This is a genomic window from Nocardioides baekrokdamisoli (assembly GCF_003945325.1).
GTDB classification, from domain to species: domain Bacteria; phylum Actinomycetota; class Actinomycetes; order Propionibacteriales; family Nocardioidaceae; genus Nocardioides; species Nocardioides baekrokdamisoli.
This window is the reverse complement of sequence record NZ_AP019307.1, coordinates 1,186,174-1,210,711: the sequence shown is the minus strand read 5'-3', so window position 1 is coordinate 1,210,711 and position 24,538 is coordinate 1,186,174. Positions and strand designations below refer to the sequence as shown.

26 protein-coding genes are annotated in these 24,538 nt (G+C 66.9%); 19 read left to right on the top strand and 7 right to left on the bottom strand.

Annotation, left to right across the window (positions count from 1 at the left end):
• Positions 1 to 13 precede the first annotated feature (13 nt).
• From KCTC_RS05845 to nicT, 3 genes are all read left to right on the top strand, one after another.
• Positions 14 to 478 (top strand): hypothetical protein, encoded by a 465-nt coding sequence (locus KCTC_RS05845; RefSeq protein WP_125567630.1) that lies wholly within the window; start codon positions 14 to 16, stop codon positions 476 to 478.
• A gap of 53 nt (positions 479 to 531) precedes the next feature.
• Positions 532 to 885 carry an MscL family protein gene (locus tag KCTC_RS05840; RefSeq protein WP_125567628.1) on the top strand — a complete coding sequence of 118 codons (354 nt, stop codon included), beginning with the start codon at positions 532 to 534 and terminating at the stop codon, positions 883 to 885.
• 130 nt (positions 886 to 1,015) lie between these two features.
• Positions 1,016 to 2,098, top strand: a complete 1,083-nt coding sequence (nicT, locus tag KCTC_RS05835) for a Nickel transporter NicT (RefSeq protein WP_231998852.1) — start codon at positions 1,016 to 1,018, stop codon at positions 2,096 to 2,098.
• Here the strand turns inward: nicT and KCTC_RS05830 are convergent.
• Both KCTC_RS05830 and KCTC_RS05825 read right to left on the bottom strand, forming a co-directional pair.
• A complete protein-coding gene (locus tag KCTC_RS05830; RefSeq protein ID WP_125567627.1) occupies positions 2,095 to 2,448 on the bottom strand; it encodes a DUF3054 domain-containing protein in 354 nt (117 codons plus the stop codon). The genes nicT and KCTC_RS05830 overlap by 4 nt on opposite strands.
• Before the next feature lie 13 nt (positions 2,449 to 2,461).
• Positions 2,462 to 4,315 carry a dolichyl-phosphate-mannose--protein mannosyltransferase gene (locus tag KCTC_RS05825; protein ID WP_231998892.1) on the bottom strand — a complete coding sequence of 618 codons (1,854 nt, stop codon included), beginning with the start codon at positions 4,313 to 4,315 and terminating at the stop codon, positions 2,462 to 2,464.
• 41 nt (positions 4,316 to 4,356) lie between these two features.
• Between KCTC_RS05825 and rsmI the strand changes: the two genes are divergently transcribed.
• From rsmI to KCTC_RS05795, 6 genes are all read left to right on the top strand, one after another.
• Positions 4,357 to 5,169, top strand: a complete 813-nt coding sequence (rsmI, locus tag KCTC_RS05820) for a 16S rRNA (cytidine(1402)-2'-O)-methyltransferase (protein WP_125567625.1) — start codon at positions 4,357 to 4,359, stop codon at positions 5,167 to 5,169.
• The gene (locus tag KCTC_RS05815; RefSeq protein ID WP_408636110.1) at positions 5,166 to 6,002 is read left to right on the top strand and encodes a TatD family hydrolase; all 837 of its coding nucleotides are present in this window, start codon (positions 5,166 to 5,168) and stop codon (positions 6,000 to 6,002) included. Before rsmI ends, KCTC_RS05815 begins: the two co-directional genes overlap by 4 nt.
• A gap of 239 nt (positions 6,003 to 6,241) precedes the next feature.
• Entirely contained in the window at positions 6,242 to 6,970 is a 729-nt protein-coding gene (locus tag KCTC_RS15145; RefSeq protein WP_125567623.1) for a resuscitation-promoting factor, read from the top strand.
• A 168-nt stretch (positions 6,971 to 7,138) separates the two neighbouring features.
• Positions 7,139 to 7,987, top strand: coding sequence for a 16S rRNA (adenine(1518)-N(6)/adenine(1519)-N(6))-dimethyltransferase RsmA (rsmA, locus tag KCTC_RS05805; RefSeq protein WP_125567621.1), 849 nt, complete (start codon positions 7,139 to 7,141; stop codon positions 7,985 to 7,987).
• On the top strand, positions 7,984 to 8,895 hold the full coding sequence (locus KCTC_RS05800) for a 4-(cytidine 5'-diphospho)-2-C-methyl-D-erythritol kinase (protein ID WP_125567619.1): 912 nt from the start codon (positions 7,984 to 7,986) through the stop codon (positions 8,893 to 8,895). The genes rsmA and KCTC_RS05800 overlap by 4 nt, the downstream gene beginning before the upstream one ends.
• The gene (locus KCTC_RS05795) at positions 8,895 to 10,661 is read left to right on the top strand and encodes an ABC-F family ATP-binding cassette domain-containing protein (RefSeq protein WP_125567616.1); all 1,767 of its coding nucleotides are present in this window, start codon (positions 8,895 to 8,897) and stop codon (positions 10,659 to 10,661) included. Before KCTC_RS05800 ends, KCTC_RS05795 begins: the two co-directional genes overlap by 1 nt.
• A gap of 6 nt (positions 10,662 to 10,667) precedes the next feature.
• Here the strand turns inward: KCTC_RS05795 and KCTC_RS05790 are convergent, their stop codons facing one another.
• Entirely contained in the window at positions 10,668 to 11,153 is a 486-nt protein-coding gene (locus KCTC_RS05790; RefSeq protein WP_125567614.1) for a MarR family winged helix-turn-helix transcriptional regulator, read from the bottom strand.
• A gap of 99 nt (positions 11,154 to 11,252) precedes the next feature.
• Between KCTC_RS05790 and KCTC_RS05785 the strand changes: the two genes are divergently transcribed.
• Both KCTC_RS05785 and miaB read left to right on the top strand, forming a co-directional pair.
• Positions 11,253 to 11,741, top strand: a complete 489-nt coding sequence (locus KCTC_RS05785) for a hotdog fold domain-containing protein (protein ID WP_125567612.1) — start codon at positions 11,253 to 11,255, stop codon at positions 11,739 to 11,741.
• 55 nt (positions 11,742 to 11,796) lie between these two features.
• Positions 11,797 to 13,278: a tRNA (N6-isopentenyl adenosine(37)-C2)-methylthiotransferase MiaB gene (gene miaB, locus KCTC_RS05780; RefSeq protein WP_125567610.1), complete on the top strand. Its 1,482-nt coding sequence runs from the start codon at positions 11,797 to 11,799 to the stop codon at positions 13,276 to 13,278.
• A gap of 105 nt (positions 13,279 to 13,383) precedes the next feature.
• On the opposite strand, the gene KCTC_RS05775 is transcribed toward miaB, so the two are convergent.
• Positions 13,384 to 13,656: an antitoxin gene (locus tag KCTC_RS05775; RefSeq protein WP_125567608.1), complete on the bottom strand. Its 273-nt coding sequence runs from the start codon at positions 13,654 to 13,656 to the stop codon at positions 13,384 to 13,386.
• Between the two features lie 177 nt (positions 13,657 to 13,833).
• A complete protein-coding gene (locus tag KCTC_RS05770; protein ID WP_125567606.1) occupies positions 13,834 to 14,022 on the bottom strand; it encodes an antitoxin in 189 nt (62 codons plus the stop codon).
• A 64-nt stretch (positions 14,023 to 14,086) separates the two neighbouring features.
• Here KCTC_RS05770 and miaA point away from each other — a divergent pair, with 64 nt between their 5' ends.
• The 5 genes from miaA to KCTC_RS05745 all read left to right on the top strand — a co-directional run bounded on the left by miaA (position 14,087) and on the right by KCTC_RS05745 (position 20,107).
• A complete protein-coding gene (gene miaA / locus KCTC_RS05765) occupies positions 14,087 to 15,040 on the top strand; it encodes a tRNA (adenosine(37)-N6)-dimethylallyltransferase MiaA (protein ID WP_125567604.1) in 954 nt (317 codons plus the stop codon).
• Positions 15,037 to 15,837 carry a diaminopimelate epimerase gene (dapF, locus tag KCTC_RS05760; protein WP_125567602.1) on the top strand — a complete coding sequence of 267 codons (801 nt, stop codon included), beginning with the start codon at positions 15,037 to 15,039 and terminating at the stop codon, positions 15,835 to 15,837. Before miaA ends, dapF begins: the two co-directional genes overlap by 4 nt.
• A 26-nt stretch (positions 15,838 to 15,863) precedes the next feature.
• On the top strand, positions 15,864 to 16,640 hold the full coding sequence (locus tag KCTC_RS05755; RefSeq protein ID WP_125567600.1) for an SDR family oxidoreductase: 777 nt from the start codon (positions 15,864 to 15,866) through the stop codon (positions 16,638 to 16,640).
• Positions 16,641 to 16,715: 75 nt separating this feature from the next.
• Positions 16,716 to 18,134 carry a GTPase HflX gene (gene hflX / locus KCTC_RS05750; RefSeq protein WP_125567597.1) on the top strand — a complete coding sequence of 473 codons (1,419 nt, stop codon included), beginning with the start codon at positions 16,716 to 16,718 and terminating at the stop codon, positions 18,132 to 18,134.
• Between the two features lie 38 nt (positions 18,135 to 18,172).
• Positions 18,173 to 20,107, top strand: a complete 1,935-nt coding sequence (locus KCTC_RS05745) for an ATP-dependent DNA helicase (RefSeq protein WP_408636109.1) — start codon at positions 18,173 to 18,175, stop codon at positions 20,105 to 20,107.
• Between the two features lie 15 nt (positions 20,108 to 20,122).
• Here the strand turns inward: KCTC_RS05745 and KCTC_RS05740 are convergent, their stop codons facing one another.
• A complete protein-coding gene (locus KCTC_RS05740) occupies positions 20,123 to 21,634 on the bottom strand; it encodes an MXAN_6640 family putative metalloprotease (RefSeq protein ID WP_125567595.1) in 1,512 nt (503 codons plus the stop codon).
• Positions 21,635 to 21,695: 61 nt separating this feature from the next.
• Positions 21,696 to 22,433 carry a transcriptional repressor LexA gene (lexA, locus tag KCTC_RS05735; RefSeq protein ID WP_125567593.1) on the bottom strand — a complete coding sequence of 246 codons (738 nt, stop codon included), beginning with the start codon at positions 22,431 to 22,433 and terminating at the stop codon, positions 21,696 to 21,698.
• Between the two features lie 277 nt (positions 22,434 to 22,710).
• Between lexA and KCTC_RS05730 the strand changes: the two genes are divergently transcribed.
• From KCTC_RS05730 to nrdR, 3 genes are all read left to right on the top strand, one after another.
• Positions 22,711 to 23,073, top strand: a complete 363-nt coding sequence (locus KCTC_RS05730; protein WP_125567591.1) for a LysM peptidoglycan-binding domain-containing protein — start codon at positions 22,711 to 22,713, stop codon at positions 23,071 to 23,073.
• 226 nt (positions 23,074 to 23,299) lie between these two features.
• On the top strand, positions 23,300 to 23,581 hold the full coding sequence (locus KCTC_RS05725; protein ID WP_125567589.1) for a hypothetical protein: 282 nt from the start codon (positions 23,300 to 23,302) through the stop codon (positions 23,579 to 23,581).
• Between the two features lie 425 nt (positions 23,582 to 24,006).
• The gene (gene nrdR, locus KCTC_RS05720) at positions 24,007 to 24,477 is read left to right on the top strand and encodes a transcriptional regulator NrdR (RefSeq protein ID WP_125567586.1); all 471 of its coding nucleotides are present in this window, start codon (positions 24,007 to 24,009) and stop codon (positions 24,475 to 24,477) included.
• Positions 24,478 to 24,538: the final 61 nt, after the last annotated feature.

Sequence of the window (24,538 nt, the reverse complement as noted above, 5' to 3'; positions counted from 1 at the left end):
CTAACCTGCGCGGGTGTTCTCCCGTCCCTGGTTCGCCCTGCTGCGCCGACAGGTGCTCATCCACCGCCGCTCGCTGGCCTTCTGTCTGACGGTTGCGGCCGTCCTGCTCGGTTGGGCCGCCTTCGTTGCCCGCCCGCCGACCGTGTCGACACTGCCGACGGCGGTGATGTCGGCGCCAGCCTCGCCGTCACCCAGGCCCGGCTACGTCCGACTGCCGGTCCGGTTCGCCGACGGCGAGATGGCCGGTCTGCTGCATCCGGGTGACCGGATCCAGCTCTGGGCGAGCGATCCGCGGACGCAACGGTCGCGGCAGATTTCGCGCGACGCAGAGGTCATCGAGGTGGCCGGCGCGCCGTCGATCGGTGTCTCGGCAGGTCGTCAGGGCCGGCTGGTCGTCATCAGAGTTCATGTGACAGAAGTGGAGAGGGTGACGAGTTTTAACTCGGGAGGCGTGCTCTCGTACGTCCTTGGGCAGTAGCGTGGTTGCCGTCTCGGGGGGAGTGCCCCCGCTTGCATGAAGGAGAACCTCGCATGAGTGGCTTCAGAAAATTCCTGCTCCAGGGCGATCTGGTCTCGGTCGCCGTGGCGTTCGTCATCGGTGGCGCATTCGCGACGGTCGTCAAGGCGTTCGTCGCGATCATCATGGACCTCATCGGCAAGGCCGGTGGCACGCCCAACTTCTCGTCGTACGCGCCGCACGGCGTCCACGTCGGTGACTTCATCACCGCGCTCGTCGCGTTCGTCATCCTCGCTGCGGTCGTCTACTACGCCGTTGTCGTGCCGTACACGAAGGCCAAGGACAAGTTCTTCCCGACGCCGGCGAGCGTCGAGGGTGAGACCGTCGAGAGCCTGCTCGGCGAGATCCGCGACTCGCTCAAGAAGTGAATTCACTGATCTGACGATCTGCGCAGCGCCGCTCCGCCTCCGGGTGGGGCGGCGCTGTTGCGTTCCCGTCGAGACGGGTTGGCTGCCGCGGCTGTTGTTGCAATAGATTTGCAACAACAAGGAGGACGCAGTGGCGCGTACGCGGTGGAGCCCCCGTGATCGCAGGTCGGTCGCGGTCATGGCGCTCGTCGTCGTGCTGCTCCATGTCGTTGGGTTCGGTGCCCTGTTCGGTCTGATCGAGCCTGCACACCTCCATCTCGGTGGCGGGGGAGTGTTCACCGCGGGGGTCGGCCTGCTGGCCTACACCTTCGGCCTGCGGCACGCCTTCGACGCCGATCACATCGCAGCGATCGACAACACCACTCGCAAGCTCCTCACCTCCCGGCGCCCCGACGAGCCCAGGCCGATGTCGGTCGGCTTCTGGTTCGGCGCCGGGCACTCGACCGTCGTCTTCGCGCTCTGCCTCGCACTGGGCGCCGGCGTACGCGCCCTCAGCGGCCAGATTGCCGACGAGAACTCGCGCCTGCACGCGGTGACAGGCGTCATCGGCGGTTCAGTGTCGGGCGGCTTCCTCTGGTTGCTGGGGCTCATCAACCTGGTTGCGCTGGTCGGGTTGGTGCGGATCGTTCGTGACCTGCGAGCGGGCCGGTTCGACGAGGCGGCCCTCGAGAAGCAACTCCAGTCGCGTGGATTCCTCAACCGGCTCCTCGGCCCACTGACCCGGGCGGTTCGCAAGCCGTCACACATCTATCCGGTCGGCGTCCTGTTCGGGCTCGGTTTCGACACCGCCTCGGAGGTCGGCCTGTTGGTCCTGGCGGGCGGCGCGGCCGCGTACGCCCTGCCCTTCTGGGCGATGTTGGTGCTGCCGATCCTGTTCGCGGCGGGGATGATCCTGATGGACACCGCTGACGGCATCTTCATGGCCGAGGCGTACGGGTGGGCCGACGCTGCGCCGGTACGGACGCTGTTCTACAACCTGACGGTGACGACCTTGAGCGTCGCGGTGGCGCTCGGGATCGGAACGATCGAGTTGGTCGGAGTCCTCGTCGACACGACGGGCATCAGCGGGGGACCGCTGGGCGCGATCGCGGGGATCGACCTGGGTCATCTCGGGTACGTCATCGTCGGGCTGTTCGCGCTCACCTGGGTGATCGCGTTGTCGGCCTGGAAGTTCGGGAACCTCGAGCAGCGCTGGGCTCCGCGCACCGACTAGCGGCGTACGAGCTGCCAGATCCCGCGCCAGCCGAGCATCGTCACCACGAAGAAGCAGGCCGAGAACACCAGGAAGCCGGTTTCCAGGCCACGGCCGCTGAGCGACCGGAATGCCATCCCGATGCCATACGTCAGGATGACGATGACCAGACCGCCGGGCCAGATCCGCAGGCCCCGCAGGCCGTTCCAGATCGCGCCGACCCAGCCAGCGGCCAGTCCGAGCAGGAAGGGCCAGGCGATCGCGCCGAGGTTCAGCAGCGAGTGGTTGGTGTCGTGGTTGAACATCCCGACAGTCGCGAACGTGACGACGATGGCGACGTCGACGACGATCGGAAGCGCGGCACGAATCACAGGCGACAGCCTCTCAGATCCACTTCAAGAACCACATTCGGCTCAGCCAGTTCCCCCAGAAATTACCCGCCGTCACCGGGCTGATCCGGGTGAGCAAGCCGTCGGTCCAGATCGGCCAGAACCAGGCGAAGTTCAGGATCACCAGGACCAGGAAGGTGCCGCCGAGAATGGCTGCGCCGGTCCGTCGATTCGGCGATCCTGACAGCAGCCGGCCCAGGCACAACACGACCCCGAGGATCGTGAACGGCAGCATCGAGATCGCGTAGTAACTGAAGATCGTGCGATCGGCGTACAGGAACCACGGCACCCAGGTGGTGCCGGCGCCCACGACGACGATGCCCGCGCGCCAGTCACGCGCGCCAGCCCAGAGCCCGATCGCGCAGAGCGCACCGAGTGCACAGCCCCACCAGAGCACGGGAGTCCCGAGTGCCAGGACCTGACGCAGGCAGGTGCTGCCGGCCGGTGCCGTGCAGGTCTGCGTCGAGGAGTTCTGAGCCGGGTTGCTGGTCGCTCCCGGCTTGATGTCGTTCTCCGCGGAGATGCCGACAGGGCGATTCAGCAGGGGCCAGCCCTCGGGCTGCGAGGCGTACGGATGAGTCGTGCACTGCAGGAACTTGGTGTGGAAGACGTACACGTCGTGGTGGTACGCCCACAGCGACTCGAACGGCTGCCAGAGGGCGGCGATCCCGGTCTCGTGCTTCAACGTCCCGCCGCTGCCGACCGTTGGCCAGTGCGCGTCGGGCTTGGGCGAGTTGTCGATCCAGGACTGGCCGTCGCACTTCCCCGAGCCGCTCCACGAGGTGTACTGCGAATGCGACATCGCGGACTGCTCGTACGCGGAGTGGTGGGCGAGCCATCCCGACCAGCTCGCGACGTACACGATCGCCGCCAGCGGCAGGAGGACGAGAGCTCCGGGCAGCCCGTCCGCAAGCAGCGTCCGTGCGAACGGTCGCCGGATCCTGTTGCGCCGCCGCGCGCCAGCGCCCCAGGCCAGGAAGAGCAGCCCGAAGCCGACCATCGGATAGGCCACGTCCCACTTGCTGCCGAGCCCGAGGCCCCAGGCCACTCCGCTCGCTGCCAACCAGGGCCGCCACAACATCTGTCGTACGGAGCGCCACCCGGTGCGCCGCGGCCTGGTGGGGAGGCGTTCACGGAGCCAGTCGCGGTCCTTCACCAGCAAGTGCACCGCGAGCAGTGTGAAGAAGGCGACGAAGATGTCCAGGAGCGCGAGCCGCGAGAGGACGAGCTGCAACCCGTCGAAGGTCAGTAACAGCCCTGCGAATCCGGCCAGCAGATTGGAGCGGGTCAGGCGTCGCACGAATCGGATGAAGACGCCGATCATCAGGGTGCCGACGAGGACCGAACCGATCCGCCAGCCGAACGGGTTCATCCCGAACCGTGCTTCACCGAGCGCGATGATCCACTTGCCGACCTCGGGGTGGACGGCCATCTCCGGGTCAGGATGCCCCGGGGTTACAGGATGGCAGTGGTTGTTCGCGTCGGCGGAGCCGTCCTTGTCGCTCACGTACACGATGAGTCGACACGGGGCGATGCCGTGCAGGATCAGGGTGTTGGCGTCGGCGATCTCGCCCGCTGCCAGGTGTGCGTCCTTGATCGCGTCCTTCGGGCAAGCCGTCCCGCTCGAGGTGCACCAGTTGCTGGCGTACCCGTTGTGCCACAACGCCCAGGCGTCCTTGGCGTAGTACGTCTCGTCGAACGAGAATTCGTGCGGCTGACCCAGCCCGACGATCCGCAGCCCGAAGGCCAGCCCCATGATGACGACGGTCATCATCCAGCCGATGCCGGCCTCCCCGCGGAACCAGCTGCGGGAGCGCTTCGCCCGGCTGCCGGTGTCCTGGGCGCGCATCACTCGCGCAACACTACCCAGCCAGGTGGCACGATGAGGCCGTGCTCGTCCTTGCTGCCACGCCGATCGGCCGCGTCTCCGATGCACCTCCTCGCTTGGTCGAGGAGCTTGCGGGGGCCGATGTCATCGCCGCTGAGGACACCCGACGCCTGCGTCGGCTCGCGGGGGAGTTGGGCGTCGAGATCACCGGCCGGGTGCTGTCGTACTTTGAGGGCAACGAGGCCGCGCGGACGCCCTACCTGATTGAACTCCTCGAGGCCGGTCAGCGGGTCGTCCTGGTCACCGACGCCGGGATGCCGTCGGTCTCGGATCCGGGATACCGACTGGTCGCCGCGGCGGTCGAGAAGGACCTGCCGATGACCGCGATCCCAGGGCCGAGCGCGGTGCTGACTGCTCTCGCACTGAGCGGGTTGCCAGTCGATCGGTTCTGCTTCGAGGGCTTCCTGCCGCGCAAGGCGGGCGAACGCTCCCGACGGCTGGCGGCACTGGCGAAGGAGCCACGGACGATGGTCTTCTTCGAGGCTCCGCACCGGACGCACGCTGCGCTGACCGCTCTGGGGCAGGCGTTCGGCGCTGAGCGGCGTGGCGCCGTGTGTCGCGAGCTCACCAAGACGTACGAGGAGATCAAGCGCGGATCCCTCGCGGATCTGGCTGCCTGGGCGGCCGAGGAAGTCCGTGGCGAGATCACCCTCGTGGTCGAGGGCGCCCCGGAGCACGTCGCAGCCATCGAGGACGTACGCGCCGCCGTCGCCGAGTTGGAGGCAGACGGCTTGAGCCGCCGCGACGCCATCGCCCGGGTGGCCTCGGAGACCGGACTGCCCCGACGACAGGTCTACGACGAGGTGCACAAGTGACGTTGAAGCAGGACTTCCCGCCGCTGCCGGAGGCACTGCCCGCCCCGGTGGTCGACAACCACTGCCACATGGACATCGTCCGTGACGGCCACGAGGCGCTCGAACCGGCTGAGGCGCTCGCGCTGGCGGGGTCCGTCGGGGTCACCAGGATCGTGCAGATCGGATGCGACCTGCCGAGCGCGCGTTGGGCGGTCGAGGCGGCGCGTACGCACGACAACGTGATCGCCGGCGTGGCACTGCACCCCAACGATGCGCCACTTCACCAGGACCTCGACGCGGCGATCGCGGAGATCGAGGCGCTGGCCATGGCTCACGACAAGGTGCGGGTCATCGGCGAGACCGGTTTGGACTTCTTCCGGACCGGCGACGACGGTCGGGCCGCGCAACAGGAATCGTTCCGCCGTCACATCGACCTCGCGATCAGGCTGGACAAGACACTGCAGATCCACGATCGCGATGCGCACGACGCCGTCCTCGAGGTCCTCGACCAAGAGGGGACGCCTGACAGGTGGGTGATGCACTGCTTCAGCGGGGACGCCGACTTCGCGAAGCGCTGCCTGGACCGTGGGGCGTACCTGTCGTTCTCTGGCACGGTCACCTTCGGTAACGCTGGCGACCTGAGGGACGCGTTGGCGATCACACCGAAGGACCGGATCCTGGTCGAGACCGACGCGCCGTTCCTGACCCCGACGCCGCATCGCGGCAAGACCAACAGTGCGTACCTGATCCCTGTGACGATGCGCGCGATGGCGGCAGTACGCGGTGTGGATCTGGAGGAGTTGTGCCTTCAGGTCAATGCGAACACCGAGGCCGCCTTCGGCGGGACCTGGTAGCGCAAACTGCAGTTAGCGCTCCGTGCTTGCTGGTCGCCCAATTGATGTGAAGCCCGCCACTTTTCACGCTCAGGACTGCTAGCTGGATTTGCATTTCCAGCTAGCACTGTGGCTTTCTGGATCGGTCAGCCGGGATCGGTTCGGGTCACACCGCATGGTGCGGGAAGCCCGTTCAGGCCTAAGGAACTCTTTCGTTCCGACCGCCACCGAGGCCCGGGAACTCCAGACATTGGAGATGTATGAGCTTCTCGCCGCGCAACCTGTCCGCCCAGGCAGTCCGTGCTCTCAAGAGCATCGGCGCCCTCTCCCTCCCAGTGCGGATCGGAACCGCGGCCGTTCTGGCCCTCGCCCTCGTGGCGACCTTCGCTGGTCTCAGGACCGGTAGCCAGAGCGCCAAGCTCACCAGCGCCGACGCGTCCGCGACGCGCGGCCCGGCTGTCACCCGTAGCTTCGACCGTGGCGCGTACGTCGACACCGTCGTCGAGCTGAGTGCGATCCAGCCGACCCAGAAGACCCAGAACGACCCGAACCTCTACGTCGGCAACAGCGTCGTGGCGAAGCAGGGCGCCACTGGCTACCTCGAGACCGAGTACGGCATCGACCAACTCGGCAAGAAGCACAAGATGTCCTCGATCGTGCTGGCCCCCGCGGGCGTTTCCCTGGTCCACGTGGGTACCAAGGCCAAGCCGGTCGTCCAGACCAACACCGGTGCTGCCCCGACGGGCGCCTCGACCGGCGTCAACTGGGACGCGATCGCCCAGTGCGAGTCGGGCGGCAACTGGCACATCAACACCGGCAACGGCTACTACGGTGGCCTGCAGTTCTCAGCCAGCTCGTGGTTGTCCCACGGCGGTGGCGCGTACGCCCCGCGTGCCGACCTGGCCACGCGTGAGCAGCAGATCGCCGTTGCCAACAACTACTACCGCGTGTCGGGGCTGGCTCCCTGGGGCTGCGGCTACCGAGGCTGAATCTGACCCTTGGGCACGCACCTCGCTGCGTTGTCGGACCGCTCGACGGCCCATTGAGGCCGCCTTCGGGTCCTCCGCCTTGCGATGCACGCACCCAAGCGCCAGATTTCCAGAGATCTGATTTCTTGGATAACTGAATAGGCACCCAGGCCCACTAGCCTGATCCGCATGACAAGCCCCCGGTTGCTCGGCCCCGCCGAGATCCGGGGGCTTGCTGCTGAACTGGACCTGCGTCCGACCAAGCAGCGTGGGCAGAACTTCGTCATCGACCCGAACACGGTCCGTCGGATCGTTCGCGAGTCCGGGATCACGGCCGACGATGTGGTCGTCGAGGTCGGCCCGGGACTGGGTTCGTTGACGCTCGCACTCCTGGAGGTCGCGGGACATGTGACCGCGATCGAGGTCGATTCGCTCCTGGCCGGCCGACTCCCGCGCACGATCGCCGAGTACGCCCCCGACCAGGCGTCGCGTTTCCAGGTGATCCTCGAGGACGCGCTGAAGATCGCCGAGGTCCCCGGACCGGCGCCGACGGCGCTGGTCGCCAACCTGCCGTACAACGTCTCGGTCCCCGTTCTCCTCCACCTGATGGCGTTGCTGCCGTCGCTGCGGCATGGCCTGGTGATGGTGCAGGCCGAGGTCGCTGACCGGCTGGCGGCGCCTCCGGGGTCCAAGACGTACGGAGTGCCGTCGGCCAAAGCCGCCTGGTTCGCAGACGTACGCCGCGCCGGCGCCATCGGCCGCAACGTCTTCTGGCCCGCGCCCAATGTCGACTCCGGTCTGGTCGCCTGGACCCATCACGCGCCGCCGACGACTGCGGTGACGCGCGAGCAGGTGTTCGCTGTGATCGACGCCGCGTTCGCGCAGCGGCGTAAGGCGCTTCGCGGAGCCCTGCGCGGCATCGCGAGCGTCGAGCAACTGAGCGACGCATTCAGCACGATCGGGATGGACCCCCTCGTACGCGGTGAAGCGCTCGGGATCGACGAGTTCTGCGCCCTGGCAGAGGCACTCAACAGATGACCGCCCCTGAACGACGCTGTACGGCGAGGGCTGCAGCGAAGATCAATCTCGCTCTTCGCGTCGGTCGACCGCGCCAGGACGGCTTCCACCCGTTGGCGACGATCTATCAGGCCATCGGGTTGTACGACGACGTCACCGTGCGCGACGCCGACCAGTGGTCGGTGCGTACGCACGCCGATGCGGGGATCGATCTGTCGACCGTGGGTGATGACGAGTCGAACATCGCGATCAAGGCGGGCAAGGCGCTCGCGGCGCACCACGGTCTGAGCCGGGCGGCGGCGATCGACATCCAGAAGGCGATCCCGGTCGCCGGTGGCATGGCCGGTGGCTCCGCCGATGCGGCGGCAACGCTCGTCGCACTCGAGGAACTCTGGGGTCTCGACACGTCGGTCGAGGATCTGCTGCGGATCGCCGCCGACCTCGGGTCTGATGTGCCCTTCGCGCTCTACGGCGGCACCGCGCTCGGCGCTGGCCGGGGCGAGTTGGTGACGCCGATCGACGCGCCGGCGAATCTCTGGTGGCTGGTGGTGCCGCACGAGATCGGGCTGCCGACCCCGAGCGTCTTCCACCACTTCGACCAGTTGGAGCTGGGCGATGAGGAGCCTGTGATCGACGAGGCATTGACCGCGGCACTCGCGGCCGGTGACATCGCCGCGATCGCGGCAACCGTCAGCAACGAACTCCAGCCCGCGGCGTACGACCTCCGTCCCGACCTGGCTCAACGCCACCGCCTGCTCGACGAACTCGGAGCCGACGCGGTCCTGCTGTCCGGCTCGGGCCCGACCCAGTTGCTCCTCTTCGGTGACGTCAGCGCGGCGCGGGCGGCTGCAGGCGAGTTGCGCGATCAGGGCATCGACCACGTTCTCGTCCCTGCGCCGGTCGCCGGCGCGCACGTCCTGGAGCACTAGTGGCCAACCTTCTCAACCTCGAGCACGTCTCGAAGTCCTACGGTCTGCGCCCGCTGCTCAAGGACGTCTCGCTCGGCATCAACATCGGCGACCGGGTCGGGATCGTCGGGCGCAACGGCGACGGCAAGACCACGCTCCTGCAGGTGATGACGGGGCTGGAGGCGCCGGACGAGGGCCGCGTCTCGCAGCAGCGCGGCCTCCTGATGGGGTTCCTGCACCAACGCGATCGTCTGCACGACACCCACACGGTCCGCGAGGCGGTCCTGGCCGGGCGATCCGATCACGAGTGGGCCGCCGATGTGCGTACGCGCGAAGTCGTCGAGGTCTTGCTGGCCGGCGTCAGCCTGGACCGGGTCGTCGACGGTCTCTCCGGCGGCGAACGCCGCCGCTGCGCGCTGGCTCACTTGTTGCTGGGCGACCATGACCTGATCGTGCTCGACGAGCCGACCAACCATCTCGACGTCGAGGCCGTGGCCTGGCTGGCCGACCATCTCGCGAAGCGGTCCTGTGCCCTCATCGTCGTCACCCACGACCGTTGGTTCCTCGACGCTGTCTGCCAGTTCACCTGGGAGGTCCACGACGGCGTCGTCGACGTGTACGAGGGCGGATACGCCGCCTTCGTCCTGGCGAAGGCTGAGCGTGGACGCCAGTCCGCTGCGTCCGAGCAGCGCCGGCAGAACCTGGCGCGCAAGGAGTTGGCCTGGCTCCGTCGCGGTGCCCCGGCGCGTACGTCCAAGCCCAAGTTCCGCATCGATGCCGCCAACGCGTTGATCGAGGACGTGCCGCCGCCTCGCGACCGGTTCGAGCTGCAGAAGTTCGCCACCCAGCGTCTCGGCAAGGACGTCATCGATGTCGAGGACGTGGATGTCTTCCGGGGTGACAAGCAGATTCTCAGTCGCGCGACCTGGCGCCTGGGTCCGGGCGACCGGGTCGGCATCGTGGGCGTCAACGGCGCCGGCAAGACCTCGCTGCTCTCGGTGCTGGACGGCACGTTGGGTCCCAAGGTCGGCAAGGTCAAGCACGGTCGGACGATCGCGATCCAGCACCTCACCCAGCATCTCGACGACCTCGACCCCGAGGCGCGGGTCCTGCCGATGGTGGATGGTGTCCGGAGGATCACGAAGACGGCGGATGGTCAGGAACTAACCGCCACCTCCATGCTCGAGCGGTTCGGGTTCACCGGCGACAAGCTGATGACCAGGATCGGCGACCTGTCGGGCGGCGAGCGGCGGCGGCTCCAGTTGCTGATGCTGCTGCTGACTGAGCCGAACGTGCTGCTCCTCGACGAGCCCACGAACGACCTCGACATCGAGACGCTCACGGTCCTGGAGGACTTCCTCGACGGCTGGCCGGGCACCCTGATCGTCGTCACCCACGATCGCTACTTCCTCGAACGCGTCACCGACACCGTCTGGGCGTTGATGGGGGACGGGAAGATCACCATGCTGCCGCGCGGCGTGGATGAGTATCTGGAGAAGCGCGCGGCGGGCACCGTGACGAAGGCAGCCCAGCCCGTGGCCGCGTCGCCGGCGTCGGCGCCCAAGGTCAGTGCGGCTGAGGAACGCGAGGCCAAGAAGGTCGTCGCGCGCGTGGAGAAGCAGTTGGAGAAGATCGCAGCGCGTGAGGCCGAGGTGCACGCCGAGATGGAAGCCAACGCCGCTGACTACGCACTCCTGGCACGTCTCGGCGCGACCCTGAACGAACTGGCGACGGAACGCGAAGACCTCGAAATGGAGTGGCTCGAAGCCGCGGAGCTGCTCAGCTGACGGTGCTCAGTTGAACCTGAGCAGCAGGCTTCGCAGGTGGGTGACGAGCAGGTCGCGTACGTCCTCGGGCAGATCGGCGAGGAGCCGGGCTTCTGCCGCCAGCAGCGCCGCGAAGGCGCCGTCCACGCACTCCTTGCCCTCCGGCGTGAGCCGCACGAGTACGCCGCGGCGATCCTCCGGATCCGGATAGCGCTCGACGAATCCTCGATCCGTGAGTCGGTCGACCCGGTTGGTCATCGTCCCTGATGTCACGAGCGTCTCGTGGAGGAGTCGGCCGGGAGAGAGTTCGTACGGGTCGCCGGCACGGCGCAGTGCAGCAAGGACATCGAACTCCCAGCCCTCGACGCCGTACGCCGCGAAGGCGTCGGAGCGTACGCGCGCCAACTTGTGGGCCAGCCGGTCGATCCTGGAGAAGATCTCCACTGGTTCGAGGTCGAGGTCGGGGCGCTCTCGTGCCCACGCCTCGCTGAGGTCGTCGACGTCGTCCCGCATGACCCCATCGTAGGCCGATCGAGAATCTTGACATCAAGACGGGTGATGAGGCCGACGTCACGCTTCCCGTGGTAGTTACTGGTGAGTAACATTGAGGGTATGGATATCAACGCCCTGTGGAAGCAGACCACCACCGCTCCCCTCGTCGGTGGAATCGCTGGCAAGAAGGTCTTCTCGATCGCCTTCTCCCGCTTCGCCCCGTACTTCTCCACGATCGGTGCGACCGTCACCGTGCTCGAGCCCAATCACGTTGAGCTCGTGATCCCGAACAAGAAGAAGGTCCACAACCACATCGGCACCGTGCACGCGATCGCGCTGTGCAACGGGCTGGAGATGGCGATGGGCGCGCTCGCGGAGGCGACCATCCCGAAGTCCAAGCGGTGGATCCCCAAGGGCATGTCCATCGAATACACCGCGATGGCCAACACCGACATCACCTGCATCGCCGAGACCGATCAGGAGCAGTGGGACACCGCCAACGGCGCCCTTGATGTCCGGGTCAAGGGCGTACGCACCGACGGCACCGTCGTGATCGAAGGCGTCATCAAGTTGTGGGTGACTGACAAACCGGCCAAGAAGTCGGCCTGATCCAGATCGCGTGATTCGGTTCATCTCGACGGGCAACTTAGGCTTGCCCGTCGAGATGACTACCGAAATCGCTGAGCAGCCGACCGCCCGCACCTACGAGGTGCGTACGTACGGCTGCCAGATGAACGTGCACGACTCCGAGCGTCTGTCCGGCCTGCTGGAGGACGCCGGTTACGCCCGCGTCGACACGGGCGAGCGCGCTGACGTGGTGGTCTTCAACACCTGCGCGGTACGCGAGAACGCGGACAACAAGCTGTATGGCAACCTCGGTCACCTGGCCTCGGTGAAGGCTGCCAACCCCGGGATGCAGATCGCCGTCGGCGGTTGCCTGGCGCAGAAGGATCGCTCGACGATCACTGAGAAGGCTCCGTACGTCGACGTCGTGTTCGGGACCCACAACATCGGGTCGCTGCCGGTGTTGCTCGAGCGAGCCCGGATCGCCCGTGAGGCGCAGGTCGAGATCGTCGAGTCGCTCGAAGTCTTCCCGTCCACCCTGCCGACCCGCCGCGAGAGCCCGTACGCGGCCTGGGTGTCGGTCAGCGTGGGCTGCAACAACACCTGCACGTTCTGCATCGTGCCGGCGCTCCGCGGCAAGGAGAAGGATCGTCGACCCGGCGAGATCCTGGCCGAGATCGAGGCGCTGGTCGCCGACGGCGTCTCCGAGATCACGTTGCTGGGTCAGAACGTCAACGCGTACGGCGTCGAGTTCGGCGACCGGGAGGCCTTCTCGAAGTTGCTGCGTGCCTGCGGCCCGATCGAAGGTCTGGAGCGGGTGCGATTCACCTCGCCGCACCCAGCCGAATTCACCGATGACGTGATCGATGCGATGGCCGAGACTCCGAACGTGATGCCTTCGCTGCACATGCCGCTCCAGTCCGGATCGGACGCGATCCTCAAGGCGATGCGGCGGTCGTACCGTCAGTCGAAATACCTCGGGATCATCGAACGGGTCCGGGCGGCCATGCCGGACGCAGCGATCACGACCGACATCATCGTGGGCTTCCCCGGTGAGACCGAGGAGGACTTCCAGGCCACCCTGGATGTTGTACGCGCTGCGCGGTTCTCAAGCGCGTTCACCTTCCAGTACTCGAAGCGGCCGGGGACCCCAGCCGCGGAGCTTCCCGATCAGATCGAACCCGCCGTTGTATCGGCGCGATATATGCGTCTGGTCGATCTGGTCAACGAGATCGCTCACGAGGAGAACCAGAAGCAGGTCGGACGCATCGTCGACCTGATGGTTTCCGAGGGCGAGGGCCGCAAGGATGGCGAGACGCGGCGAATGTCGGGCCGCGCAGCGGACAGCCGACTCGTTCATTTCACGGCAGTTGATGCCCGTCCGGGCGATGTCGTCTCCGTTGAGATCACGTACGCAGCCCCGCACCATCTGGTGGCGGACCGAGTTCTCGACGTGCGGCGGACGCGCGCCGGCGACGCCTGGGAGGCGCGGCAAGGTCTGGCGGCGCCGAAGGGTGTTGGTCTCGGCATGCCACAGGTCGGGGTCCCCGCCCCGCTGCCGGACGCCCCCGTCTGCGGCTGACCGTCGCCCTGACGCACCACCGGCAACATGGGTCCACCCCGGCGTACGCCGGGAACGACTGAGCCGCCGGGCACTGGTGTGCGCCCGACGGCTCGAGTCAGAAGATCAGCTGGCCTTGGAGACCTTGCTGACGGCGCTCTTGGCCTGCTCCTGCGCCTTGGCGATCTGGTCGGCGTACTTGCCCTTGGTCTTCTCGTCGACGAAGCTCGCGGCCTTCTCGACAACACCGGCCGACTCGACCTTGGCGGCAGCCTGCTGCGCGGCGGTCAGCGCCTGTGAGCCCGCCTCGGTGGCCTTCGTCTTCGCGACCTCGGCCGCCTGCAGCGCGGTGGTCTTGGCCTGCTCGGCAGCGGCCTTCGCCTTGTCCAGGAACGACATGGTTCTCCCCTTTGGTTCGCGGCGCTGATGCGCCTTGTCTCAACGCTACGTCGGGGTGCTTGCAAGTGCTAGCAGGAGTTAGCGTGCGCTGGATCACACGAGCGGCGCCCGAGAAACAGCGAGGCCGCCGATCCGCTTGAAGAAGCGCGGTGTCGACGGCCTGCTGTCAGCTCGATGTCACTGCTTGTTGAGGAAACCCTCGGCCTTGTCGGCCGCAGCGTTGATCTGCTCGTCGTACTTGCCACCGGTCTGCTCCGAGATCAGGCCCTTGGCCTTGTCCAGGCCCGCCTTGATCTGGTCCGGGTGCTCCTTGGCGAACTCTTCGGCCTTGTCGAGAGCTTCCTTCGCGTCATCGAGGAACGACATGTGTTCCTCCCTTCTACTCAGGCCATGCCCGACCGGCACTGGCGTCTATTGACACACTATCCGCATGTCGGGAGCCGAAAACGAGGGTCGGACGGTGAATTCTCCGGTGCCGCCGATCGTGGCGATCGTGGGCGCGACTGCCTCCGGGAAGACCGAACTGTCGCTGGGTCTGGCGGAGGCGCTCGGCGGCGAGATCGTGAATTCCGACGCCATGCAGTTCTACCGGGGGATGGACATCGGGACCGCCAAGGCTCCAGAGGCCGAGCGGCGCGGAATCCCGCATCACATGCTGGATCTGCTCGACATCACCGAGCCGGCGTCCGTCGGTGATTTCCAGGCGCGCGCACGAGCGGTGATGGCGGAGGTGCGGGGCCGTGGGCGGGTCCCGATCCTCGTGGGCGGCAGTGGCCTCTACAACCGTGCGCTGCTCGACGAGTTCGACTTCCCGGCCACCGACGCAGGCGTACGCGCTCGGCTGGAAGCGGCTCTCGAGGCTGATGGTTCGGCGGCCCTCCATTGGCGGCTCGCGCACCTAGACCCTGCGGCAGCAGAGGTCATCAAGCCCGAGAACGGCCGTCGGATCGTACGTGCGCTGGAGGTCATCGAACTGACCGGCGAGCCCTTCAGTGCCCGGCTGCCGGAGCAGACGTACCGCGATCCCCGGACGATCCAGATCGGCGTCGACATCGATCGCTCGACACTGGCGATGCGGATCGGCCAGCGGGTTGATGCGATGTTCGACAACGGGCTGATCGAGGAGGTTCGCAGCCTGCTTGAGCAGGGCCTGGAGCAGAGTCGGACCGCCCGGATGGCGATCGGCTACCGCGAGGCCGTCTGCGTACTGCGCGGTGAGATGACCGACTCCGAGGCGCGTGAACGTACGGCGTCGGCGACACGCCGCTTCGCTCGTCGACAGGACGCCTGGTTCCGCAAGGATCCGCGCGTGGTCTGGGTGGCGTACGACGATCCCGACAGGGTCGGGAATGCGCTCGCTGCGGTGCGTACCCTTGGTGCGTGACGTCGACTGAGTACGCCTTCCTGAAGGGGCACGGGACCGAGAACGACTTCGTGCTCCTGCCGGACCTGGATGGTTCGATCCACGGGGATCTGAGCGCGGACCGGGTACGTGCTCTGTGTGATCGGCGCGCAGGCATCGGCGGCGACGGGGTGCTGCGCGTCCTGCGTCACCAGGGCGACGACGCCGAATGGTTCATGGACTACCGCAACTCCGACGGCTCGATCGCGGAGATGTGCGGCAACGGCGTACGCGTCTTCGCGCGGTACCTCATCGACACCGGTCTCGCCGCCACGCCGATCCGCGTCGCCACCCGCGCTGGGGTGAAGACCGTGACCGGCACCAACGACCTGACGGTCGACATGGGCGCCCCGACCGTCCTGGCTCCCACCCAGATCTCGATCGCGCATCACTTCTGGCAGGCGACGAACATCGACATGGGGAACCCGCATGCGGTCGCCTTCGTCGATCATCTCGATGAGGCCGGACCGCTCCTCGAGGAGCCGATCTACGACCGCGACACGTACCCCAACGGCGTGAACGTGGAGTTCGTCGAGCGGCGCGGTGAGCGTCACGTGGCGATGCGAGTGCATGAGCGCGGCTCAGGCGAGACGAGGTCCTGCGGCACCGGAGCCTGTGCGGTGATGGTGGCCAGTGCACTGGATGACGGTCGCGGTCCGGGTGAGACGTACCTCGTCGACCTGCCCGGCGGCAGGCTGACGGTCGAGTGGACGCTCGACGACCGGATCCTGATGACCGGGCCCGCAGTGCTCGTGGCAGAGGGCACCACCACTCTTTGAGGGTGCGGCCCACTACCCTCTGCCTCATGGACCTGAACAACTCCACTGCCATCGTCACCGGTGGCGCGTCGGGCATCGGCGCGGCTTCCGCGCGGGCTCTGGCTGCGCGCGGTGCGACCGTGATCATCGCTGACCTCAACGCTGACCTCGGTGAGGCGCTCGCCGCCGAGATCAACGGTGTCTTCGCCCAGCTCAACGTCACCGACACCGACCAGATCACCGAGGTCGTCGAGCAGGCCGCTGCCATTGCGCCGCTCAAGGCGCTGGTCAACTCGGCCGGCATCGCCAATGGCATCCGCACGATCGGCCGCGACGGCAAGATCGAGTCCGCGTTCCCGATGGACAAGTTCACCGCGGTCATCCAGGTGAACCTGATCGGCACCTTCGACATGATTCGCCAGGCCGCCACCGTGATGAGCCGCAACGAGCCGGACGCCAACGGTCAGCGGGGCGCGATCGTCAACATGGCGTCGGTGGCCGCGTTCGACGGCCAGATCGGCCAGGTCGCGTACTCCTTCTCCAAGGGCGGCGTCGTCGGCGCCACCCTCCCGCTCGCGCGGGACCTGTCCGGCGTCGGGATCCGCGTCAACACGATCGCGCCAGGCCTGATCGACACCCCGATCTACAACTCCTTCCCGGACCCGGAGGCCATGAAGGCCCAGCTGGGTGAGTCGGTGCTGTTCCCGAAGCGTCTCGGCACCGGTGCCGAGCTCGCATCGATGGTCGTTGAACTGATCACGAACGACTACATGAACGCCGAGACCATCCGAGTCGACGGCGGAATCCGGCTGCCCCCGAAGTGACCTGACGTGCTCTGAAGGTCCGCGCTGGAATCTCCGGTGCGGACCGTCTGCGTTCGCGCGTACGCTGGAGGGCGTATGAGCAACGCCCCTGAGATTTTTGAAGACGACGACTTCGACGACCTGTCCGTCGGAGAAGCAGACCTCGCCGACCGCCATTCATTGCGCCGCGTCGCGGGGCTGCGTACCGACCTCGACGACATCACCGAGGTCGAGTACCGCCAACTCCGACTGGAGCGGGTCGTCCTCGTCGGCGTGTGGACCGCTGGCACCGCCGAGGACGCCGACAACTCGATGACCGAGTTGGCGTTGCTCGCCGAGACCGCCGGGTCGGAGGTCCTCGAGGCGGTCATCCAGCGTCGACACAGTGCGGATCCCGCGACGTACGTCGGCTCGGGCAAGGTCCTGGAGATCAAGGAGATCGTCGACTCCACCGGTGCCGACACCGTGATCTGCGACGGTGAACTCGCGCCCGCCCAACTGCGCAACCTCGAGGACCGGCTCAAGGTCAAGGTCGTCGACCGGACCGCCCTCATCCTCGACATCTTCGCCCAGCACGCGAAGTCCAAGGAGGGTCAGGCGCAGGTCGAGCTCGCCCAGTTGACCTACATGAAGCAGCGCCTGCGTGGTTGGGGTGGCAACCTCTCCCGCCAGGCTGGTGGTCGGGTCGCCGGCGGCGCCGGTATCGGTGGCCGCGGTCCCGGTGAGACGAAGATCGAGACCGATCGCCGCCGGATCAACACCAAGATCGCCAAGTTGACGCGCGACCTCAAGGAAATGAAGGGCACCCGCGACACCAAGCGCGCCGCTCGCCAGCGTCATGGCGTACCGGCGGTGGCGATCGCCGGGTACACGAACGCCGGAAAGTCCTCGCTGCTCAATCGCCTCACGGGCGCGGGCGTACTCGTGGAGGACTCGCTGTTCGCGACCCTTGATCCGACGACCCGCAAGACGACCACGTCCGACGGTCGGATCTACACGCTGTCCGACACGGTCGGGTTCGTACGCCACCTGCCGCACCAGTTGGTCGAGGCGTTCCGGTCGACGTTGGAGGAGATCGGCGACGCGGACCTGATCGTGCACGTCGTCGACGGGTCGCACGTGGATCCCGAGGGTCAGCTGACCGCCGTACGCGAGGTCCTGGCCGAGATCGGTGCCAGCGGCGTACCCGAGTTGGTCCTGATCAACAAGGCGGACATCGCCGATTCAATGACGATCGCCCGCATCCTGCGTGCGGAACCGCACTCCGTGGCCGTGTCGGCGAAGACCGGCCTCGGCATCGATGAGGCACTGAATGCCATCGAGGCGGACCTGCCGCGGCCGAGCGTCCCGTTCGAGGCAGTGCTGCCGTACGCCCGGGGCGACCTGCTGGACCGGCTGCACAAGCAAGGTGAGTTGGCCGAGGTCGACCACCGCGCCGAGGGTACGTACGTCTCCGGTGTCACCGATCCCGCCCTGGCGGCGGAGCTCGAGCCGTACGTCGTCGTCAGATCCTGATTCGGGTTCCTGGGGGTGCTCGCAGATAGGGTCATCCGGTGCCCCCCGCCTCTGAACAACGCGGCCCCGTCGCCCAATTGCTGAGCAAGGCCGTCGCCGCGCTCGGAGGGCAGGAGCGTACGGGCCAGGTGCAGATGGCGGAGGCCGTCGGTGAGGCCTTCGAATCCGGACGTCACCTGCTGGTCCAGGCCGGCACCGGCACCGGTAAGTCGCTGGCCTATCTGGTCCCGAGCCTGCTGCACGACAAACGGGTCGTGGTGGCGACGGCGACCTTGGCCCTGCAGCACCAACTCGTCGAGCGGGACCTGCCGCGACTCGTCGAGGCGACCTCGGACCTCCCAGGTCTGGACCGGTCGTTCGCGGTGCTCAAGGGCCGTGGGAACTACGCCTGTCTGCACCGGATCCGAGAGGGAGTGCCGGACGACGCCGGCACACTGTCGATGGACATCCCCATGGGAGACATGGCCAAGAAGGTGCTGGAGCTGCGCGCCTGGGCCGAGGACCAGGTCAAGGACCGGGGGACCGGCGATCGCGACGCCGCGCCACGGCACAACGACCGCGAATGGCGTCAGGTCAGCGTCTCCTCACGAGACTGCCTCGGCGCTTCCAAGTGCCCGTTCGCAGACGAGTGCTTCGCCGAGAAGGCCAAGGAGGCCGCCCAGCGGGCCCATGTCGTGGTCACCAACCACACGCTGCTCGCCATCGACGCCATCGAGGGCATTCCGATGATTCCCGAGTACGACGCCGTGGTCGTCGACGAGGCGCACGAGCTCGTCGCCCGGGTCACCCAGGCGGCGACCGCCGAGTTGGCGGCCAACGACGTCGACCGGGCCGCGCGACGCGCGCGGCGCCACGTCGCAGGGTCGGAGGCCGACGACCTCTCGGACGCCGCCGATGCCCTGAAGGACGTGATCCTCGACCAGAAGGCAGGACGGCTCGAGACCTTGCCCCAGGAGCTGTCGGACGCGCTCGAGGTCGTTCGCGACGCAGCGCGTACGTGCGCGAGCGCGATGCCCAAGGACGCCGACGACGCCGCGCTGACCCAGGCCAAGGGCATGCTCAATGACGTCTTCGCGATCGCGGAGCGGATGGCTGCCAACACCAAGTCCGACGTCCTGTGGATCAACGAGGGCACCGACCGGATGCCGCCGCGACTGGTCGCCGCGCCGCTGGACGTGAGCCTGCAGATGCGAGACAAACTGCTGGCCGACAAGGCGGTCGTGCTGACGAGCGCCACGCTCAAGCTCGGCGGCGACTTCACCCCGGTGGCCGCCGGCCTCGGCCTGCCTGCCGGTTCCTATGAGGCTCTCGACGTGGGTAGCCCGTTCGACTACTCCAAGCAGGGGATTCTCTACGTCGCCCGCCACCTGCCGCCGCCGGGGCGCGACGGTCTGGGTCCGGCGCAGCTGGACGAGATCGCCGAGTTGGTGGACGCCGCTGACGGACGGACGCTCGGGTTGTTCTCGAGCCGTCGCGCCGCCGACGCTGCTGCGGAGGCGCTGCGTACGCGGTTGCCGCACCTGACGATCCTGGCTCAGGGGGACGCGCAACTGCCTGAACTCACCGCCCAGTTCGTCGCGGACCCGCACACAGTGCTGTGCGGGACTCTGTCGCTGTGGCAAGGCCTGGACGTTCCGGGGGACACCTGCCAACTCGTCATCATCGACAGGATCCCGTTCCCGCGACCCGACGACCCGCTGATGTCGGCTCGTCAGAAGGCTGCGGACGAGCGTGGTGGCAACGGGTTCATGCAGGTCGCGGCCACCCACGCCGCCCTCCTCCTCGCTCAGGGGGCGGGCCGGCTGATTCGTACGCACGACGACAAGGGAGTCGTCGCGATCCTGGACTCGCGACTGGCGACGGCTCGGTATGGCACCTTCCTCAAAGCCAGCCTTCCGCCGCTCTGGCCGACCACAGATCCCGCTGCTGTCCGGGGAGCTCTGAAGCGGCTCTCGGCGATGGCGGCCGTGTGATCGCTGACCTCTGACTCAGAGGTGATAGAACGACGCGCTCCAGCTGAGGCCGACCCTGTCGATGGTGGGCGTGCCGCGGCAGGAGTAGCCGTCCTGTTGCTGCCAACAGCCGGTGTAGGTGGATGCCGTGTTGGCGAGTGTGAGCTCGATCCGCAGCAGGGACGCGCTGTCGAAGCCCACGTTCTTGACCGCCACCCCGTTCGAGAACGTCAGCGGGTACGTCCGGATGGCGCCGTTCTTGTAGTAGAGGGTCACGCCCGCCACCGAGACGGCCTGGTTGGTGCTCCGGATCGCGAGGTGGACCCGCTCGGTGGTTGGGAGGCTCTGGGGCATCAGGACGAAGGTCGAGGACGCCAGGTGGCGTACGCCCCCGTACAACTTGGTCGGGCTGAGGTTGCTAGGGGAGACCGTCCTGCTCCAGGCAGCTGCCGACGCGGGATAGTGGGCGCCCTGCGCGTACGTGCTCCGCGGGTGCCGGTTGCCGGCGCTGAAGGCGAGCCACGTCGCCGGGAAACTCGCCCTGACCCGCGCCAAGGCGAACTTGATGGCGCTGATCGAGAAGTACCGCGCGGCGTTGTGGCTGTTGTCGGAGTAGCGCCATGCGTTCAGGATCAGCGACGGCATCGAACCGGTCTTCGCCGGGAACTTCTCCGTGAGGTACTGGAACCAGAGGAAGTCCTGGTAGACCGACATGTTGTAGCAGCCGCTGCCGCCGCCAGAGTTGTCGTCGAGCGGCAGCCAGGGCGTGCCGACGACGCCGCACTGCGAGGCGTCCAGGTACTGCCAGTTGTCCTTCACTGCGGGGTAGACCTGCGTCTCGGCCCACGCGGCGGTCGCCTCCATGAACCAGCGGTCCTCGTCCACGTCGTAGGCGAACTGAGTCGCGTGGAAGAACTCGTGCGCGACCGTCGCCTGCATCACCTGGGTGGATGTGTACGGGTTGTTGCAACTGTCCGGGAACCCGGTCTGGCTGTGTTGATCGCAACTGAAATCGTTGTCCAGCACCATGTACGCCGGACCGTCGGTGCCGCCTGTGGGGCTGTCGGCCGCGGGTGCCGTGAAGCCGTACGCGCCCTTGTAGGCGCCGCTCTGCCAGGTGAATAGGTCGACGAGGAACACATTGATCGACGGCGTGGCGTTGCCGGAATTGGGATCAGCCTCGATCGCCTTGTAGCCCGAGCTTGTGTAGACGTCCTCGGCGTGTTGGTAGGCCGCGACCATGTCGCTGACGAACTGCGAGGTGGCTGCGTTGGCACCGGATGTCGTGTAGTTCACGCAGACGTTGACCGCCAGGCCGACGGTGCACTGCTGGCTGGTGTCGAAACTGACGTCGCCCTGGGGAACCGACGTACGAGCCAGCGGCGCCTTCGGTCGGGCTCCGGAATCCAGGTGGTGCGAGCCGTAGTTGATGAACACCGGCCCCCCGACATTCGGGAGGTGTGGCACCGGCTTGGTCGCAGCCTCAACTGGCGCGCTCAACCCGCCGAGCAGGAGCGAGACCGTGAGCAGCAGGCCGAGGCGACGCATGCCCGAAATCCTATGTCGCGCCACCGACAGAACTGAGCTCCGCGATGGCGGCCCTCGATGGTCAGATGGTGCGCAGAACCGCCGTCACGATGCCGAGGATCGTGGCGTACGTGCCGTCGATCGGGTCCAGTGAACTGTTGTGCGGCAGCAGCCAGGTCTGACCGTTCTTGCGCTGGAACTCCTTGACGGTGGCCTCGTCGTCCAGCAGGGCCGCGACGAAGTCGCCGTTGTTGGCGGTGTTCTGCTGTTTGATGACGATGTAGTCGCCGTCGCAGATGGCAGCCTCGATCATCGAGTCGCCCTTGACCTTGAGCAGGAACAGCTGACCGTCGCCGACGAGTTCCTTGGGCAGCGGGAATACAGCTTCGGTCCTCTCGTCGGCAAGGATCGGGGTGCCGGCCGCGATGGTGCCGACCAGAGGCACGTTCACCGCCGTCGGGAAAACGTCGTAGCCGCTTTCGTCGAACGTCCGCTCGACCGAGTGATCGGGCTCGATGCGCGCCTGTCGGGCAGCCAGCACCTCGGGAAGGAAGACCTCGAGGGCGCGCGGACGGTTCGGGTCGCGACGAATGAAGCCGTGCTGCTCCAGGACCTTCAGTTGGTGCGCGACCGAACTGCTGCTGGTCAGGCCGACCGCGGCGCCGATCTCGCGCATGCTCGGCGGGTAGCCCTTGCGCTCGATGTGCTCGCGCAACGTCGTCAGGATGCGCTGCTGTCGCGCGGTCAGTCCCGAGGCGTCGGCTGGGCCGTCCGGCAATTCGCTGACCTCGCCGAGAAGGTCGCTGGTGTCCTTCGTCATGGAAGCACCGTACGCCGCGAGGACCGGGCCGTTCAAACATCTGTTCGATTCGCGGCGTGTCGGCAGGACGACGGAATTCGAACATCCGTGCGACACGCCGTACGAACGAATGTTCGAAGAAATCCTCGACTCTATCGAACACGTGTTCTATAGTCGTACACATGTTCGAACGATGAGCCGATCGAGATCGACCGACACCTGGGCTCCAGAAATTGTCGGTGGTCGCCGATAGACCTCATCCCAGAAGGCAGTTCCTACTTCCCCAGGAGTGATTCACATGAGCGCAATGACGATCGAGTCCGTGATGGTCCGCCCGGCCCGTCCGGCGTTGACGGTGGTTGCTCCGGCGGCCCGCACCGTCCGGCTGACGCGCCGTGGTCGCCTGGTGGTCTTCGTTGCCGTCCTTCTGGGTCTGCTTGCGCTCGCCGTGCTCGGCAGCCAGATCGCCAGCGCGGGAGAGCATGCCGGCGTCATCAGGACGCACACCGTCATGGTCAAGCCGGGCGACTCGCTGTGGAACGTCGCGGCTCGCGCCGCCGGTGACGGCGACGTCACCGCGATGGAGGACCGGATCATGAAGCTGAACGGGCTGAGCTCGGACAGCGTCCAGGCCGGTCAGGTGCTGCGCGTACCTGCCTGACGCACAAGCCGCGTACGCGCTGATTCGACCCCAGGGCGTACGACCGGGGGAAACACGGTGCCGTGAGGCGCCACTGCGAGGGGCGAGCCCGTTCTTGGGGAAGAAACGTTGCCTGTAGGCATATGGCTCGCCGCTCGTGACAAACAGATCGGCCCTTGTTTGCCGCCAAGGCGGGCAAGGGTCGTTCTGCGTTCCGGCGGGCCGATCGTCTGGCAGATTGTGCATGGTGCGCGACCGACGTGTAGCCCATCGCCTGGGCTGGATCCGACGGCGGCGCAACCCGCTGCCTGGCCTCGGCAGTGGCTACCGCGCGTGGGGCACGCTCCTGTTCTTGCTCGTCATTCTGTTCGGCGGCGGTGTCGGCGGGCTCGCTCGCGGCCACGACACCGTCGGTTCCGTCGCCTTGCTTGTTGGTGGGATCGCGCTCGTTGGACTGTTCGCGGCATACGTCATGCGACCGGTTGGCAAGCCTGGGGCGATCAGGGCGTCACGCACTCATCGGGCCTGACTGCTGAGGACTCGTATGCGGCTCGATGTGTTCTGACGACGTATGAGGTACGTCGCCAGAACATACGAGGCGTGGTCGGGCGCGGCGTGAGCGAGGGCGACCTTCTGGTCCCGACCTGATGGGGCGTATTGGTGTCAACCGACCTTCATGGGGAAGAAACGGGTTCGCCCCTCGTACGTTTGCCTTCGCGTTTGGACTCCGACACGCCGAAGTTCTCAGCAGGCCTTGCGCCCCTAGTGCTGAAGTCGTAAGGTCACCACTACATCTAGTAGTTACACGGATGTAGTTTTCCACATCTAGTTCACAATCGACCGATCCCCATCCACAGATCAGCCGGAAGAATTCACAGGATTCGCTGGTTATCCACAGGACGAAGATCACATCGGTGGACAAAGCGGTTTCCAGAAACCGAGAGGAGCGAGGTCATGCACTGTCCGTACTGCCGTCACTGCGACACCAAGGTCCTCGACTCCCGTGTCGCCGACGACGGACAGTCGATCCGTCGGCGCCGCGTCTGCCAGGAGTGCGACAAGCGCTTCACCACGACAGAAGTGATGCAGTTGACCGTCCTCAAGCGCTCGGGTGCGACGGAACCCTTCTCGCGCGACAAGGCCGTGGCCGGCGTACGCAAGGCGTGCAAGGGCCGACCGGTCACCGAGGATCAGCTCGCCATGCTCGGCCAGACGGTCGAGAACACGTTGCGCGGCGAGGGGTACGCGGAGGTTCCGGCCCATGAGGTCGGCGTCGCGATCCTGGCTCCGTTGCGGCAGTTGGACGAGGTGGCCTACCTCCGATTCGCGTCGATCTACCGGTCCTTCGAGTCCGCGGCCGACTTCGAGGACGAGATCGCGTTGATGCGGACGGAGCGACAGCTCCAGGCAACACCCGCCCCCTAGGGGCACACAGACCGCCCAGGTCGGCCGTGGGGAAGCGTGCCGACCTGGGCAACCACCAGCA

Excerpts from the sequence above, each read along its gene's own strand:
- KCTC_RS05840 (WP_125567628.1), top strand. The coding sequence starts at position 532 with ATGAGTGGCTTCAGAAAATTCCTGCTCCAGGGCGATCTGGTCTCGGTC.
- KCTC_RS05825 (WP_231998892.1), bottom strand. The coding sequence starts at position 4,315 with ATGCGCGCCCAGGACACCGGCAGCCGGGCGAAGCGCTCCCGCAGCTGG.
- KCTC_RS15145 (WP_125567623.1), top strand. The coding sequence starts at position 6,242 with ATGAGCTTCTCGCCGCGCAACCTGTCCGCCCAGGCAGTCCGTGCTCTC.
- rsmA (WP_125567621.1), top strand. The coding sequence starts at position 7,139 with ATGACAAGCCCCCGGTTGCTCGGCCCCGCCGAGATCCGGGGGCTTGCT.
- KCTC_RS05800 (WP_125567619.1), top strand. The coding sequence starts at position 7,984 with ATGACCGCCCCTGAACGACGCTGTACGGCGAGGGCTGCAGCGAAGATC.
- KCTC_RS05790 (WP_125567614.1), bottom strand. The coding sequence starts at position 11,153 with ATGCGGGACGACGTCGACGACCTCAGCGAGGCGTGGGCACGAGAGCGC.
- KCTC_RS05785 (WP_125567612.1), top strand. The coding sequence starts at position 11,253 with ATGGATATCAACGCCCTGTGGAAGCAGACCACCACCGCTCCCCTCGTC.
- miaB (WP_125567610.1), top strand. The coding sequence starts at position 11,797 with ATGACTACCGAAATCGCTGAGCAGCCGACCGCCCGCACCTACGAGGTG.
- KCTC_RS05775 (WP_125567608.1), bottom strand. The coding sequence starts at position 13,656 with ATGTCGTTCCTGGACAAGGCGAAGGCCGCTGCCGAGCAGGCCAAGACC.
- KCTC_RS05770 (WP_125567606.1), bottom strand. The coding sequence starts at position 14,022 with ATGTCGTTCCTCGATGACGCGAAGGAAGCTCTCGACAAGGCCGAAGAG.
- miaA (WP_125567604.1), top strand. The coding sequence starts at position 14,087 with ATGTCGGGAGCCGAAAACGAGGGTCGGACGGTGAATTCTCCGGTGCCG.
- KCTC_RS05755 (WP_125567600.1), top strand. The coding sequence starts at position 15,864 with ATGGACCTGAACAACTCCACTGCCATCGTCACCGGTGGCGCGTCGGGC.
- hflX (WP_125567597.1), top strand. The coding sequence starts at position 16,716 with ATGAGCAACGCCCCTGAGATTTTTGAAGACGACGACTTCGACGACCTG.
- KCTC_RS05740 (WP_125567595.1), bottom strand. The coding sequence starts at position 21,634 with ATGCGTCGCCTCGGCCTGCTGCTCACGGTCTCGCTCCTGCTCGGCGGG.
- lexA (WP_125567593.1), bottom strand. The coding sequence starts at position 22,433 with ATGACGAAGGACACCAGCGACCTTCTCGGCGAGGTCAGCGAATTGCCG.
- KCTC_RS05730 (WP_125567591.1), top strand. The coding sequence starts at position 22,711 with ATGAGCGCAATGACGATCGAGTCCGTGATGGTCCGCCCGGCCCGTCCG.
- nrdR (WP_125567586.1), top strand. The coding sequence starts at position 24,007 with ATGCACTGTCCGTACTGCCGTCACTGCGACACCAAGGTCCTCGACTCC.